Annotated in this window: 18 protein-coding genes; 1 reads left to right on the top strand and 17 read right to left on the bottom strand. The window is 60.9% G+C overall.

Going from position 1 to position 14,676, the window contains the following annotated elements; genetic code table 11:
- Window positions 1–156 precede the first annotated feature (156 nt).
- Window positions 157–1,488, bottom strand: a complete 1,332-nt coding sequence (locus tag C0V97_RS03715) for a hypothetical protein (protein WP_127100843.1) — start codon at window positions 1,486–1,488, stop codon at window positions 157–159.
- A 70-nt stretch (window positions 1,489–1,558) separates the two neighbouring features.
- Complete coding sequence (locus C0V97_RS03710) at window positions 1,559–2,740, bottom strand: hypothetical protein (RefSeq protein ID WP_127100841.1); 1,182 nt, start codon at window positions 2,738–2,740, stop codon at window positions 1,559–1,561.
- Window positions 2,741–2,975: 235 nt separating this feature from the next.
- Between C0V97_RS03710 and C0V97_RS03705 the strand changes: the two genes are divergently transcribed.
- On the top strand, window positions 2,976–3,155 hold the full coding sequence (locus C0V97_RS03705) for a hypothetical protein (RefSeq protein WP_127100839.1): 180 nt from the start codon (window positions 2,976–2,978) through the stop codon (window positions 3,153–3,155).
- Between the two features lie 21 nt (window positions 3,156–3,176).
- On the opposite strand, the gene C0V97_RS03700 is transcribed toward C0V97_RS03705, so the two are convergent.
- From C0V97_RS03700 to C0V97_RS03630, 15 genes are all read right to left on the bottom strand, one after another.
- Window positions 3,177–3,662, bottom strand: a complete 486-nt coding sequence (locus C0V97_RS03700; RefSeq protein WP_199751612.1) for a hypothetical protein — start codon at window positions 3,660–3,662, stop codon at window positions 3,177–3,179.
- Between the two features lie 132 nt (window positions 3,663–3,794).
- Window positions 3,795–4,133 (bottom strand): hypothetical protein, encoded by a 339-nt coding sequence (locus C0V97_RS03695; RefSeq protein ID WP_127100837.1) that lies wholly within the window; start codon window positions 4,131–4,133, stop codon window positions 3,795–3,797.
- The gene (locus C0V97_RS03690) at window positions 4,130–4,558 is read right to left on the bottom strand and encodes a hypothetical protein (protein ID WP_233581956.1); all 429 of its coding nucleotides are present in this window, start codon (window positions 4,556–4,558) and stop codon (window positions 4,130–4,132) included. Before C0V97_RS03690 ends, C0V97_RS03695 begins: the two co-directional genes overlap by 4 nt.
- Window positions 4,558–6,084 (bottom strand): phage tail protein, encoded by a 1,527-nt coding sequence (locus C0V97_RS03685; RefSeq protein ID WP_127100835.1) that lies wholly within the window; start codon window positions 6,082–6,084, stop codon window positions 4,558–4,560. Before C0V97_RS03685 ends, C0V97_RS03690 begins: the two co-directional genes overlap by 1 nt.
- 3 nt (window positions 6,085–6,087) lie before the next feature.
- A complete protein-coding gene (locus C0V97_RS03680) occupies window positions 6,088–6,363 on the bottom strand; it encodes a hypothetical protein (RefSeq protein ID WP_127100832.1) in 276 nt (91 codons plus the stop codon).
- 64 nt (window positions 6,364–6,427) lie between these two features.
- Window positions 6,428–7,318 (bottom strand): hypothetical protein, encoded by an 891-nt coding sequence (locus C0V97_RS03675; RefSeq protein ID WP_127100830.1) that lies wholly within the window; start codon window positions 7,316–7,318, stop codon window positions 6,428–6,430.
- Window position 7,319: 1 nt separating this feature from the next.
- Complete coding sequence (locus tag C0V97_RS03670; protein WP_127100828.1) at window positions 7,320–8,021, bottom strand: hypothetical protein; 702 nt, start codon at window positions 8,019–8,021, stop codon at window positions 7,320–7,322.
- A 5-nt stretch (window positions 8,022–8,026) separates the two neighbouring features.
- On the bottom strand, window positions 8,027–8,422 hold the full coding sequence (locus C0V97_RS03665; RefSeq protein WP_127100826.1) for a hypothetical protein: 396 nt from the start codon (window positions 8,420–8,422) through the stop codon (window positions 8,027–8,029).
- 8 nt (window positions 8,423–8,430) lie between these two features.
- Window positions 8,431–8,853: a hypothetical protein gene (locus C0V97_RS03660; protein WP_233581955.1), complete on the bottom strand. Its 423-nt coding sequence runs from the start codon at window positions 8,851–8,853 to the stop codon at window positions 8,431–8,433.
- Window positions 8,838–9,065 (bottom strand): hypothetical protein, encoded by a 228-nt coding sequence (locus C0V97_RS03655; RefSeq protein WP_233581954.1) that lies wholly within the window; start codon window positions 9,063–9,065, stop codon window positions 8,838–8,840. Before C0V97_RS03655 ends, C0V97_RS03660 begins: the two co-directional genes overlap by 16 nt.
- Entirely contained in the window at window positions 9,065–10,423 is a 1,359-nt protein-coding gene (locus C0V97_RS03650; RefSeq protein WP_127100824.1) for a DUF4043 domain-containing protein, read from the bottom strand. The genes C0V97_RS03655 and C0V97_RS03650 overlap by 1 nt, the downstream gene beginning before the upstream one ends.
- 88 nt (window positions 10,424–10,511) lie before the next feature.
- Window positions 10,512–11,090, bottom strand: a complete 579-nt coding sequence (locus C0V97_RS03645) for a phage scaffolding protein (RefSeq protein WP_127100822.1) — start codon at window positions 11,088–11,090, stop codon at window positions 10,512–10,514.
- 34 nt (window positions 11,091–11,124) lie between these two features.
- The gene (locus C0V97_RS03640) at window positions 11,125–12,615 is read right to left on the bottom strand and encodes a portal protein (protein WP_127100820.1); all 1,491 of its coding nucleotides are present in this window, start codon (window positions 12,613–12,615) and stop codon (window positions 11,125–11,127) included.
- A gap of 9 nt (window positions 12,616–12,624) precedes the next feature.
- On the bottom strand, window positions 12,625–13,932 hold the full coding sequence (locus C0V97_RS03635; RefSeq protein ID WP_127100818.1) for a phage terminase large subunit: 1,308 nt from the start codon (window positions 13,930–13,932) through the stop codon (window positions 12,625–12,627).
- 3 nt (window positions 13,933–13,935) lie between these two features.
- Entirely contained in the window at window positions 13,936–14,397 is a 462-nt protein-coding gene (locus C0V97_RS03630; RefSeq protein WP_199751610.1) for a hypothetical protein, read from the bottom strand.
- Window positions 14,398–14,676: the final 279 nt, after the last annotated feature.

Below are 14,676 nucleotides of genomic sequence, written 5' to 3'. Positions count from 1 at the left end.
ACGCTGGCCACTTACCGTCTTCGTCTCTTTTGGCCTGAAGCTAGCAATTGATGCCAAGGCATGGCGTCGACTCAACTCCGCCCGTAAAAATCCTAACGAGGTGCAAAGCGGGATACATCCCGCCAGGCCCGCACACTCATTTGGCATCTTACCGGCTCACGGATTCGCGAGGAACGCCAGGCCCAGCTTCGAGGCGGCCCGTCGCGATGCGTCATTTATCAATGATTCCGGTGTGGCATGACATTGAGCAATGGTCTCGGCAAACAAGTCAGGCGCATTCTGTCTAATCGCCTCCGGGTCGATGCCAGCTTCGACCGAAACCGAGATTAGGAACACCAGATTGCCATGTCGTTCTTCGGTGGTCTTCGCCTGATGCGCGTCGATGAAACCGAGTAGGTCTTTGCACGCGCTTTTGGAGCTCAAACCAGATGCAAGAAGGTTGGTGGCCTGAGCATCAATCGCACTTCGGCTCTCGGCGTCAGAAGGCAGAGATAACGGGTTCTCAATGGTTCCTTTTATTACAGCATTGAGCGATCCGGCAGATCCCGCCCATTTGATGGGGATGGTGTCGTGATCGAAGGACGTATCAAGCTTGTTGCCCCTCAAAATCCCGTAGAGTTGGTAATAGACCGCATCGGCCTGAGTGACTGTCGCCTGCCTAAATTTCCAATCCTTAGAGAGAAGTGTACGTGCAGCAACCGAACCGCAAAGGCGCTCCTCGGTGAGTGTGAGCGGGACCGTGGTGACAACGGCGGCGCCTGGTGCCGCTACGGACATATCCATATCGATCATATTGTTGCGCCGAGCCTGTTCCGCAGCGTCGGTACCGGACCATGACAGGGGATGGGAATTCTCAGCGAGGTTTTTGTCATCCCGAGGATCTTCTGGCGGCCCGAAGTAATGACCGCCCCACAGGAAGACGGCTCCCTTCGGAACAACGATCTTGCCGTGGTCAAACTGCGACTGGAAATCTGAGGGATAGCGCGGATCTTCTCGCTTTGCGCACACGATCAACGAATTGTCCGGCACCCCACGATAAAGCGCGGTGTAATCGGATCCTTGGGTGACATCATAGGTAACTGACGGACTCGCCGCTTGGGGTGCCTCCTCATCGTGATGGCGGACAAGCACTGATTCAGTGGGTCGTGTAGGTTGAGCAGCGTCGGCCTGACGTTCATCGGAAATCGCCGGCCCGGATTGCGGCCAGAGCGATTGGCCGATCAGAAATATGCACAGCCCAGCAAGCATGGTCGCAATGCTGGCCAGTATGATGGTCGAAGCCTTCTTGAATTTTGCGCCCACGTCTTTCTCCCTCTTCATGCGGAGAATGCCACCTAGGCCTTCGGTCTGAAAGGAGTAACGGGTACTCCCCATCCAACGGTAGAATCCATCCGCTACGCCATCACCAGTCAGGCTGACAAGAAAGCGGCGTCCAACAGTCTCGCCCACGCCGCGTTGGACGTTACCCGCCACACCCTCGACCGGCACGCCCTAACCAAGGGCGAGTTCAGACCCACTGGTGAAAAGCTGCCGGCACGAGAGAAATAAATTGTGGTCGTCATCGATGACGAACACTGCCGTTCGACAAAATCCAACCGGGCGAAAGTTTTAGAAGCCAACCGTCTCCAGTATAGTCGTCGCCCTTAATGGTTGAGGGACCAGCGACGGATGCCGATTTCCAGTCGTTCGAAATCAACACTCCTTGCCGGACTGTAAGGGTGCCCCAATCGTCACGAATGATTGCGGTGGGGTAGACTGTGCCCGACGGCGGCAAGGCAAAGACAGTCTGCGGGTTGAACTCGATCTTCATGTGAATCAACGGCACTCGCAACACGGGGCCGTCGGCCAGAGCCGACTGCCACACTGCGGCCTGGCGGGCATGAGCGTCCGCCTTCGCAGTCTCCTGGCGCTGAATGTCCGCATAGCCGTAACGATCGCGGATCGACATCACCTGCGGCAAAGCGACGTTGCCAATGGCACGATGCAACATCTCACCAAGATCGCTGCCCGGCCGCACCTTTTCCCGCCAAGCAGGAGAGAGGCGGTCCAGTAACAGGCAGTAGGCTGGGCCAGAGGCATAGGCGAAACTCCGCACATACCCGTCGCGCTGATCGTATGTTGAGAGGGTGTCGATCGTTGATGGTACCGCCTTGCTGCCGGCGCCGAGACGCTTGCCGGTATATTCGGCGATGCCCTCCAGCATCTCCAACGCATTCTCCCGTTCGGCCGCGTCCTTCGTCAAACCGCGACGGAGCTTTCGGAAAGCGAGCGCGTCGCAGATCGCGGAACGCTGTGCGTCGCCATCAGTTCGTAGCGCCAACGCCAGTGCCCGCCATTCGAGGCGAAGGAGCATGCGCCCATCATACGTGTCGAGATGATCCGGTAGGTCTGCCTTCGGCGGAGGGAGGCGGGCGGGCTGGATGCGGTGATACGATTCATGCATCAATAACGTGTCACGCGCGACCATGTCCGACGGCAGCGGCAGCAAGACCATTATCCAGCGAATTCCGGCCCAGTTGATCGAGGTGTTGGCGATGCTGACGTCCGGGGGGAGCGTCCCGGTGAACAGCGAGCCCTCTGCCCGCAAATCATGCTCAGTCGTATTCCTGTCCGCATAGAGAGTTCGCGTTTCGGGATCGACGAGCATGATCGGTCCGCAAATGCTCAGCCCCCATAGCCGGCCGGCATCGTGCTGACATAAGTCATGCTGTTCGGTGATGGCCTCGCTTGCCACCTTCATACTGCTACCTGACATGGACTGCGCCGATGCAGAAGCGGCGATACACCCAGCGACTCCAGCGATCGTACACCATAGCTGCCGATGATTTTTAGTACGCACTTGCCCGCATTTCCTTCCTTGGTTGGAGGTCTCTAGCGCGTAGATGTATTTTGCCTGTGCCGCCTTGGTACCCTAAGTCATTTTCGAGACACGATCGCAATAAAATCTCAATCTACGGTAAGATATGGAAGATAGCGTGGCGCGGATCGTTGTGGTGGAAGCTGACGACAGTGTTCGTGACGCGATCGACAACCTGCTCGACAACGCGATCAGGTACGCCGGAGGTGCCTTCCTGTCGCTGGAGGATGGGGTTAACGAGGTGTGCATCCACGGCGACGATCGCGGTCCCGGCATACCGGCCCGCTTTCACGCTTAGCGTGCGTTACATACCAATCTCTCACCGCTCCCCATCCAGCGGCAAAGCCCCATTCGCCACCCCGTCACCAGTGAGGCTGGCAACAAAGCGCCGTCCAAGGGTCTCGACCACCTCGTCGGTCTTTCTGATGAGAGCTCCAGCCAGAACCGTGCGGGGCGGCTGCTTCTCAGTTCCAAGCTCAAAATAGACAAGGTTCTGATCGTCCGAGCCAATACGGGCCTCGGAGCCCTCAACCCGGTGGTTGATACTGTCGCGCATCGTGCCGGAGCGCAGGCCAGGGTCATTCTCGGTGAAGCCTTGGCGAACACGATCATCCTTGGTCGCATCCGCCAGTTCCGCCCATGGCACGAATGGCCCTGCCTGCTCCTGATAATGCCCAATCTCGGCCTTGGCCTCGTGCTCGACAATGCGTGCGGCTTCTTCGAGTGCGTTCCGGGTGCGATGCTCTACCGCAAGAGCGGCCTCACCTAGAAAGGCGGCAAAGGCCTCAGGGGTGAAATCACGCATCGTCGCGCCTCTCGAACTGCATCTGGTCCCAATCAAAGCGATTGCCCTCCATTTCAGAGAAGGCAATCGCGTGGGCCATAACCTCAGCGTCGGTCAGTTCTTCAGTTGCCGTGAGGTAAGGCACCCCATTCTTTACGAGCCAGAGCCGGTCTCGGAAGCCTGGGGCGCCGAAGAGTTTTTTGCCTCTTCAGCAGCCTTTTCCTGACGAGCCTGCATCCACTCGATCGCAGCAGAAGCCGCTTCTGCATCCACGCTGTCCCACAGGCCGTCGATGTCGTTGAGTGACGAAATGCGCGGCGGCAGGGGAACGCCATCAATCGCCACGACGCTCGCTCGGGCAATCGTGGCTGTGGTCCAGAGATTGGCGCCGAATGCCTCGCCACTGAGGCGCGCCAGACGCGACATGGCGCTTCCGACAACCTCACGCACTTCGATTTCACGCCCCTTGGCGTCTTTGATGGTATCGGTCACGAGATCTTCGTCCTTGTGCTGGCGTTGAATTCGAGGCGCTGGGAGGTCTTATTTTCAGATTGCCAGCGACCGGCATCCGAGAGTCTGACCGTGCAACCCGCGTACTCCCATGTCGTCGTGGAGCCATCCTTTTCGGTGATGTATTGATAGATGGTTCCTTGGCCGATCGTGCCCGCGTTCCAGAACGCAGCCTCTTTCGCGGCGATAAGGCTGTCCAGATCGGCAGAACTGCGATCCACGTCGAACTGACCGCGCCAGCCGTTCTCGATATCCGTGAAGATGGGAGGCGAGTTGAGAGGAGTGCTGTTGACCTGATGGGTCTGTTGCTGGCTCTGGAAGCCAGTGACAATCGGCATATTGATCTTGGTGCCGTTCCAGAGCAGGACAACCTGACAATCCCGCCCGACATTGAACATGTTGGCCATCAGACGCTCCCGCTAGCCGAGGCGATCTGCACGGAGGCGCCGCCCTGAAGGTTGAGAATGAATTTCTCGTTGATCCCCTGGTACTGCACGGCGATATCGGCCTGGACGTAGCCGAGTGCGGTGCGGGTGACGGGGTTGTTCGTGCGATCACAGATCACGGTGTAGGGCAGGGCGCCATTGACCGTCGCCAGCTGACCCTGACCCAACATGCCGGACAAGAGCCCGAGAATGGTCGCGCGGATCTCTGAAAAGAGCGTGTCATTGACGACAGCGCCCACATAAACACCCATGCCGCCTGCCAGCGTCGTGGCAAGGTAGTTGGTCATGCGCGTGTAGCTGTCGGACTGCACGGTGGCTGTCAGGCTGGTGTTGTGGCCCGATCGACACGCCCAATAGGCACCGCCCGGCGCGGGGTTGGCAATCACGTCCAGACCGGCACCGATCAGGGCGGAGAGCTCTGCCGTCGAGTAGGTCGTCGTGCCGCCTGCGCTGGTCTGGCCTGCCTTCTGGCTTCCGGCAACGCCCGCAAGCTGCTTGTTCAGGCTGGCATTCTGCGGACCCAAATTGGCGATCACGCCGGCTGCAAAAGCCTGCGGAGGGGCAAGCATGAGCCCGTTCGTGTCGTCGTTCCACCACAGCCAGTCGCCGTGCATGACCTTGAGCGCGTAGGAGGCGCCACCCGAGGCCGCCATAGCCGAGACCGCGGCGGAAACGCTCATGCCGGCTGGCATGCTGCCGACCATGTAAACGCCCTCGCCAAGGCCGAACGCCGCCTGCGTCGAGAAGGAGCTCGTGTCGGTCAGGCCATGCAGCACGCCCAGGGCGCAACCCTGACCGCGCAGGGCGTACATGCCCGTTCCGGCACCGGATACCGAACCATCCGAACCGATGAAGGCGGTTGTGCCTGGAGTTACGCCATTGGTTCCACCGGTGAGGGCGACTGTCGCAGGATAGGTAGGCTCCGTACCGGGTGAGGCAACAACCGCAAGGATGCCCAGCTTGCTCGCAGCATTCACCGCACTGACGATCGCCTGCATCGAGGCCAGAACGCTGGTCTGGATAGCGACCGAATAGACCTCGGCAGTCTGGGCAAACGGCGCGCTGAGCGTGACCTGATACTGAGTGGCGGTTTTCTGCACCGTCATCGACAGGGCGTTGCCCGATGTGCCGGTGTATCGCGCCGTGAGGTTCAGCAAGCCCGTCAACGTGCCTGTGGCCGCCGTGTCCGTTCCATCGGTCACACGCACGCAGCGGAAGTCAGAGGCGCCTTGCAACGAGGCGATATTGACCGCCAGCCCCAGATCGGTCGCGGCTGCCTGCTTGGGGCCGAAGGCGGCCAGATAGTCGCCCATGCCGCCAATGATGACGGGCGTGTTGACCGGGCCCCATGAGGCCGTGCCGACAATGCCCACGCGCCCCGATGTCACGCCGTTGAGCAGCGTTTGCGGCTGCACGATCGAGACATAGAGATCGGGCACAGTAAGTGCGGTCGTGTTCAACTGACCGCTTTGATAGATCCTCGACATGAATCAGCCTCCAAGGGATGCGGCACTGACCCGCGTGCAGTGATTGACCTGCCCGGTCGCCTCGATTTCAGCGATCGTCGCAGCGTCGGTGATCGGCGCAAAAGCCAGGCAGTCCTTGCCGAACACGGTCAGGGGCTCGCGGGGGATGTAAGCGTAGTCAGGCGCCGGGCTGACAGCTGCGGGCTTGGTAGTTGTCGCGCCCGATACGGTCGTGCTGGCCGCCGGATCGGCAGACGCAGCCCCGCTGCCCCCGCTCGATAGCGTGGTTGTGCCGCTCATGAATTATCCTCGAAGGGTGAGTGAGAAAGAGGCGAGGGGCGTCAGTACCGTCCCTCAGGAGGCGTCATTGCAGGCCGTCAGGGATGACAGACCCGAATGTCTGGATCACAGGGCCATCAGGCGTCTGGACATGCACCACACCCGCGCCAAAGAGCATCTGCGCTGCGGCTTGGGTCTGCGTGGTGTCGTAAATCACGTTGAAGCGCATATCGCGCCGATAGAGGCTCTGCGCCTGCATCGTGTCGATGTCAGCGGATCCGGCGAATTTGAGTTGGCATTGCGCCCCGTCCGAGGCTGTAAACCACGTCACGCCAGACAGCGCCCCATCGAGGGCCGAGCCGAGCGCATCGCGCCCCTCAGGCGCGCCCGACCAGAGCGTGACCAGAAAGAGTTGCTGCTGACGCCTGGTGATGCGCATTGCCGTGCCGGTCCCGCCCGTGGCTGGCGTAAGGCCGAACGCATGCGGAATGGTGAGGGTTGGCCCCTGCGTCGTTGCACCGGGAAAGAGAGCGGCCAGAGCGGCTGCAATTGTTGCAGATGTGTCTGATGGCTGCACAGCATGAACAGCGGCCAGCCGGTCGGGGAAGGGTGCGTTCGCATCGGCGCGAACCTGAAGCCCAACATTGCCGCCCGGCACCGACCCGGCTGCGATCGACACCGTCGCTGTGTTGCCCCGGACATTCAGCGATACAGTAGGCGCCGTGATCGGCCCCGTTTCGCAAGGCCAACCCAGAGGCTCTGGAATGGTCCGATACGCGCCCTGCACCGGCATGACGAGCACATAGTCAGTCCCGCCCTGAGGCCCGCATATGCCGGACATGACAGCCTCGGTCAGCCACCCACGCTGGATGATCGTTCGGCGTCCAGAGAGCGAAGCGGCGTTCGTACCATTCTGGTAGAGCGCGCTCGCGCAAAGCTGTGCCAGCCCTGTCGCAACGCTCGAAATATCAGACATGTCAGACCTGCTGTGTGACCATCAGGCATTCATGCCCGTATTGCGAGGAAGCAACGCCGGTGATCGTGTAGGCCTGCCCCGCCTGGGTCGCGACCGTCATGTAGGCGGTCGGGAAGAAGTCAGGCATGACCGGTAGCCGCATGAGAAGCGCAGCGGCTGGAAGCGCGCCGGGCGTTCCCGTCTGAGGCACATAGCCACGACCGGGCTCACCGAACCATGCAGGCCAGCCGGTGGCCAAAACCACAGTCCCGGCCGTCGCCCCGCCATATCCCGGCTGATACCCTGCCAGCGGGCAAGAGATGCCTCCTGAGGATGGCCCTGACCCTGCACCCGGTGCGCCCGATAGAGTGACCGTCGCATTGCTCAGAATGGCCTGTGCTGGTCGGAAAGGCTCGAACCGGGTGATGAAGAACGTACCCTCGTTGGGCAGTACGAACACATCGCCCGGTGCGACATCAGTCGTATCGAAAAGGCCATACGCGACCGGCTTGCCCCATTGGACGGGACGCCGGAACGCGAATTCCGGGTCATCGTTGAATGTTGCCATCACGAGCGCATAAGGTTCGGGCTCGCAGGGCATCGTCAGACAGGATGGCCGGTATTGCTGCGCCACTGACCCAAGGCGCTTTGCTGCCTGCCCGTATCCGCGCGCTACATGGCGCTGCATAGCGGTCTGGCATACGCCCTGGTTGATGGGTGGCATGGCGCTTACTCTTCAGGCTGGTCAGGCGGCGGCAATTCGGGCGGCAGTTCTTCGGGCTCGGCGTCGGATGCGGCTGCGGCGACCGGTGCGGGCCAAGCGTCGTGATAGGCCGCCATCTCTGGTCCGAGTGCCGCCTCGCGTCCGCCAGACGCCGACACATTGCCGTTGCGATCAACCAGATGGCCGATCATGGCCCCAGCGCCAGTCACCTTGAGAGCACAACGCCCAGTGAGCGGCACCTTGCCGACAACAGCCACAGGCGCATTTTCGAACGGCGCTGCGCGATCGTCGTAGGTATGAGCAACGGCGCGCACCGTACCATCCTCGACCAGTGCCCAGGCGATGCGGGGAAGGGCGAAGCCATTGGCGTTCGTGATGATGGGATCGTCTTTATAGTCCATGCTCGACCTCACACGATGATGCGCCCCGCCTGCCCGTAAACGCCGGGCCCCACCGGGGCACCGAAGAACGCACAAAGCTGCTGACGCCAGTAATTGTAAAGGGCCACCCGGTCGGCGACCTCGAACCGGTTGTGCTTCCAGACCGCCGCCTGATCGGTATCGAGATTATCCGACGCGCCGTAGATCGCCTGCTCGAGGCTGATGCAGTTCGTCAGGTAGGATCGAACCTGCGCCAGTTCGGCGGGTGACATGTTCTGGAAACGCCACTCGTTGAACCCGTAGGCGGCGAAGAAGCGCCACGACTGCTCACCCGAACTGATGCCGCCAAGAGCTGGATAGCCCATGAAGCGGCGGCACATGACCAGCTCATCGCCGGTAAACGGAGTTGTTACAAAAGCTGGCGCCGGAATGGGGGTCAGTGATCCTGACATTCCATGATCTCCCAGGACGCGCCACGCTCGATCAGGAGCGCAACCGTGGCGGGATTGGTGACAACCTCGCCAGCAGGCCAGTGAAAGACGCCCTTGTTATGGACGCTCTCGATAAAGCCGTGCGGCGCGGTCAGGCGAATGGCCCGAGACTGAGGAAGCACCGTTTCCGACGCCTCCCCATGCTCTGACAGATTGCGCGGACGCCGTGCCATCAGTCTGAAACGATCTGGTCAGTTCCGAGGCTCTCAATCACGATGCCGCGCTTAAGGTAGCTGTTGGTGGCAGTCGGAATAATGTCCGGCGTTGCGGTAGTATCGGTCGGCAAAGCGAAGCCGCCGATCCAGTACCACGACTGCGCGATGATCTGCTTCAGTCGATCAAGAGGCTCGCGCGTCACCATTGCGACGCTATCGATCATCTCGATCAGCCCCTCTTCCATGCCGGGAATGTCGGAATGGCCCGTGTTTTGGTAATCGCCCTCGACCAGCGCGCCCTTTCCGACAATCAATGCACGGTGGATCGGGCCTGCACCAAGAGACGCCTGCTGCGGCGCTTCAGTCGTATCGATGAATCGAGTGCCCAGCAGCTCAATGATCTGACCGTCACGGTAGGAATCAGAGTTGTAAGCGCCGCGATACAGCTCCTTGAAGTCTGGATCACGGAACAGTGCCTGTCTCTGGATCGGGTCCAGATAGCAGTTATACAGACCATCTATTGTCGGCACATTGTTCGAGCGCAGCGTAGCCACGGCTGCGTTGACATCCTGAATGCCGAGCGTATCGCCAGACTTGAATGCTGCGGAAGTGGCGCGCCCGTTCGTGCGTAGCACCAGCGGGGCAGTTGCGGCGCGAACCGCCTGACCTGCGGTGCCATCAGATACAGCGACATTCGCAGAGAACACGAGGGAGCCCGAGATACCGTTCGGCGCAGTTGAGACAGAGGGTGCATCAAGCAGAACACCGACCAGGGTATAGACGCCAGATCCGACCGTCACTGTCATGCCATTGGTCGCGCTGACCGGCACAACCTGGCCATTCAGCAGCACATTCTGGAAGCCGCGGATATCGTCGACCTTCACTGTGCTGCCAGCGGCCCCAAGCGTGGTGGTCACTCGCGTGTTGCCGCCGAGATAACCGCCGACACCGTTCTGGCCGCCGCCAAACAGCGTGTTTCGCGCAAGCCGATCAAGCGATTGCATCGCCTGGATGCCATTGGTATGGGCGTTCGCGAGGAACTGATTGGCGATGCCGACGCCAGACGTAACCATGTTGAGGTCGATCGTGTCGCCATACTGGTTGATCGTCAGCGTGTATTGCTCGACGCTCCAGCCGCCCTGAGTAAGGCCGTTATCGAAATTGGTGTTGGCGGCCGGGTTCAGCGGCGTGGTTACTGGTGTCTTGAGACTCTTGCGTGTCTTCGTCAGAGTTTCACCGATCTGAACCGGGAAGAGCTCGCGATCCGCGACCGCACGGAAGCCGAGTTTGGATTGCAGCCCGTTCTGGAATTCACGAGCGAGAAAGCCTTGCTGAATGGCCGCCGCCAGATTGGCGGGGAAATTTTCGATACCCATTGGGGCGTGTTCCTGTGTCTGTTGAATTGGTAGGGCGTGCCATCAGGCACAGTCACGCCCAGCATCAGCCAAGCGGGGAAAGGAAGTGTCAGGACGCGAGGAACTGGCGCTTCCGCGCCTCGTAATCCTGCGTCGCCATTGTGCGAGCGTTGACCGGCTCGGGCTTGCCCGGTTGGGGCGCGGGAGCGGTACGGGTCGTTCCTTGCTCTGCGCCGGTTCTGGGTGGTTCGCCGAACAGATAGGCCTTGCTCTCCTTGGCGGCCTCGAGGACTTCGGCCAGCCCCTCAAACGCGCCATCCTCGCTGCGCTTGACGGCAGAGAGATCGAGCAGGCGCACCACGTCAGCCGGGTCATGAGCGCCCAAACGGGTCGCAATCGCCTCGGCCTTCGCGTGCATCAGGGCCTTGTCGCCAGCCGAGCGCAGTTCGGTCATGGCCGTCTCGTTCTCGGCGCGAAGAGCGTCATTTGCAGCGGTGGCTTCGGCCAGCTTGGCGTCATGCTCTGCGCGCTGCTTCTCCATCTGGCCCTTGAAGCCATCACGCTCCTTACGGGCGCGGTCGGCGTCTTCCTGGACGCCCTTGAGTTCAGCACGCAGCGTCTTGAGGTCGGCGCGTGCGCGCTCAAGCTCCCGAACGGTGTTCGGGTCGATTTCGGTCGATTCAGACATCTGTCTCTCTTTCGGGGTGCGGCATCAGCCGCGTTTACGCCTCGACCTGATGCGAGAGCGTCTTGCCTGTGGTGGCATCCTTGCGAACCGTGTCGGCGGGCTTGGCCACGCGCTCTCCATTCGCAATTTCTTCTTTGATTTTCGCCCACTCCTCGGATGCGTCGGCGACGCCGATCCGGGCGGCGTAGATCATGCAGGCAGTCTGGTTTGCGATCAGCCCGCCATCCACCGCCGTCACGAGCCCTTGGGCCAGCGCCAGCAATTCGGGCTCAGTCGGGTCGAACCAGGGCGGCCAATGCAGGCAGAGACCAGCAGGATCGAGATCCTTGAATCGCTCGCCATTGATCAGCACGCCATCAGCCAGAGCCGAGGAAAACTGACAGACCATACGAAGCAGACAAAGCAGCCCGCCCTCACCGTAGGACTGCCTGAGCCGATCTGTCAGCCAGATCAGCGGCAGACACATCATCTCCATGGCCCGGCCTGACTGCGCTGCGGAAAGCTTGTCAGAATGTGCTCGGTTGCCGTGCAGCTGCTCGAGCACAAGCGCACGCAACTCCCGGTAATGGGTCAGGACCGCATCAGCCGCCGCACCGTTGATCTCGAGCAGCTTGGCGTCGCCGTCAGGCGGCAGGGTTAAAGCCGAAGCAGCACCACCCTGTCGCGCCGGGGCTCCTGAGTGGTCAGAGCCCGCCTTGAGCACGAGCGTCGGATCGGACGCGTATCGCAGGCCGCGACCACCCTGAGAGAGCAGGTAATCGGCCTCGATGACGGTATCGATTGCACGCTCGAATGTGCAGGCGCCGTCTATGTCGCCAGACGCGCCGCCAAGATTCTTGATCCAGACGATCGGCACGAAGCCGAGGCCGTGCCTGCTTGATAGCTTGTCATCGACGGCAGGCGCCTTGGTATCTGCGACCGGATGGGGTTGCATGATCTCGCAATCCTGCGCCGTCCATGTCCTCTGCCACCAATATTTCGCACCCTGCATGTCATTCGGGATCGCATGCCCCGACGCAGCAAGATCCTTGCCCGAGACAATGTACCGCTCCCGAACCGAGACAAGGCGCCCGAGAGCGTCCCATTGAGGCGTGAGATAGGCTGTGTCAAGCAGCGTAGGAGCCAATTGGCCGTCGATTGCCTCCACCAGGATCGCTACAGAGCCGACCGATCCGCGTGTTGCAGCCTCGACCATCAGCGGGCGAAGACTGACGCAGCGCGCGAAAGCGTTGAGCGCCTCGCTCGTCTTCTGGTCTGTCGCCCTGAAACTCGGCCAGTGAGTATCCCCGAAAAGCAGAGACACGCTGTCATCTACTACCGTGCGGCAGAGGTTGGTACGCACAGAGGGACGGCGGCGGGAGAGGGGAATATATTCACCTGCGCCCGAATGCTCTTCGGAAAAATCATGGGGCAGCACGTCATAGAGCGTGCCATCCAGGACGCGGCCAAAGCCCAGCAGGCAAGCCGCCCGCGCAGGCAAGCCCTGTGGGGTATCATAGCGCGCCCTGAGAGACTGCCAGTCCATGCGAATACCTTATCGTCCAAAGATAGGTGGTGCGGGCGCCCAGGCGGCGGGGCCGCTCTGTTTTTCGAGCATCAGTTCCGTCAGTGCCCAGACCAGCGCATCCGCCCGGTCAGGCGAGCGAGCGCCTTGGAAACCAGAGGCCGAGAATTGGCACATCTGATCCTCGAGATCGGGAAATCGCCCGTGATGTGTGACCTTGCCTTGCTCGTAGAGTGCGGCAATCGGTTCAGCGCGGGCGTATTTGCCGCGAGAAGCCGTCACCATCTTGATCGGCGCGGTTGCCCTAAGTGATCGTATTGTCTGCTCGACCATCGCGCCGCCAAAATTGCGTTCGGCGATGATCCGGTCGGCTTTCCAAAGATCGAGCGCATCAAGCGCAACCTTTGCCCAGCCTGCAGGCCCAGCGCGGCAGGTCAGGTCAGCCAGCACATGGCCGCAACCCTCACGATCAATGCCGCAAACAGAGATGCCGATTTCGTCCGAACGATAATCTTCCTGACCCGAACAGCCGGAGGGATCGACCGCTACGACGATGCGACGCATATCCGCAAGGATGGCAGCACGATCGGCATCAGTGACCGCAGGGGCCCGCTTGATCCGATCCAGCGTCCAGAGCGCGCCGTCAATCGCCGTCTGATAATTCCCGAATAGGAAGCGTTGGCGCTCCTTCTCCGGCAATGCCTCCAGCTGGGCGAGATACTCAGGCGAGAGATTGTCCCGGTTCGCGTCCGGGTTAATCTGCATCGTCGCATAAGACGCCGGATCGGGCAGGGGCTCACCGCCTTTCGGCTCTATCCGACGCTCGAACAGGCTGTAGAGCCAATGCGAGGTCGTTGGCGGGTTGGCGTCGATATATTCCTTGGCGACCAGCTTCGTCTTCTGCGCCAGACGCGTCAGGAGCATGTTGCGAGCGCCATAGCTGATCTGACTCGCCTCGTTCAGGTAGACCGTGGCGAATTCCAGACCCAGGATCTTCTCGGTCCTGTCCGAGCTATCGAGACCGTGGAACAGGATCTCGGAGCCGTTCGGCAGGCTCACGAACCAGTCAGTTCTGTTCAGCGTGTATGGCAGATCGGGAAAGCAGAGGCGCATGACCTTCGGAAAGGTATCGCCGATGATCGTGTGTTTGAGAGCGTTGAACCGGTGTCGGAAAATCCCGTGCCGCGAACCCGGGGCCATAACGGCGCGGATAACGATTGCCCGGACTAGCAGGAACGTCTTTCCCGAACGCGACCCGCCACGCAGCAGGATGTGCGTTGCAGGCGAGCCCAAGAGCCGGTTGGCCTCAGCCTGCGCAGGATTGAGCGTTGCGACCATGCCTCAAAGCGCGCTGTCGTCCGGTGTGATGGTGATTGCGACCGATCCCGACTGCTTCACGTCATGCCGCTCTCGGTATTTTTCGGGGCGGTGCGCGCGCAGCAGCAAGGCGGTCAGTGAGTCGCTGAAACGCTTTTGCTTCAAGGGCTCGCCGGTATTGGGGTCGAGGACGATCTGGCCCATTGAGACCACATATTCTTCGTGCCCATCAACTGCGCGGCGTCTGGCTTCCGCCTCTAAAGCGTCTGTCGCCTCGTCAACTGCGTCGTCCCAGGCGGCAGCGAAGCCAGGATCTTCCGAGCGCCATCTGTAAACGGTTGTTCGATCCAGAACGGCAACGCGCGCCGCTTCCGAGATATTCGACGTTTTGCGCAGATGGTCGAGAAAGACATCTCGCGCATCGCGCTTTGGCTTTGTGGTTTTTGTGGTGGCCCGGCTCTTTGCCGGACGTTTGCGCCCAGCCATGCGACCTCCAGGCAATTATGTTTATGGGAATTCAGCCACAAAGACGCCGAGCAAAAAGCCACTCGTCCTCGCGTCTCTGCACGTCGAGCTCAATCCGAACGGCTGCCCTGACACGTGCCCAAACAGCTACATCACCAGCGCCGATTTTCATAAGTCGCCTGGCATTCCGAAAAAGCCGTGGCGCGCATCTGATATGACTGCGCGTAGCGACCCCCATCCGCAAAGTCTCAGGCCAGGACAGGGGGATATCGGCCCTATGATGGGGCGCCGAAGACCCAA

This window comes from Asaia sp. W19, from assembly GCF_003994335.1.
GTDB lineage: Bacteria > Pseudomonadota > Alphaproteobacteria > Acetobacterales > Acetobacteraceae > Asaia.
The sequence above is the reverse complement of the archived record's forward strand: the minus strand, read 5'-3'. Positions and strand labels throughout refer to the sequence as shown.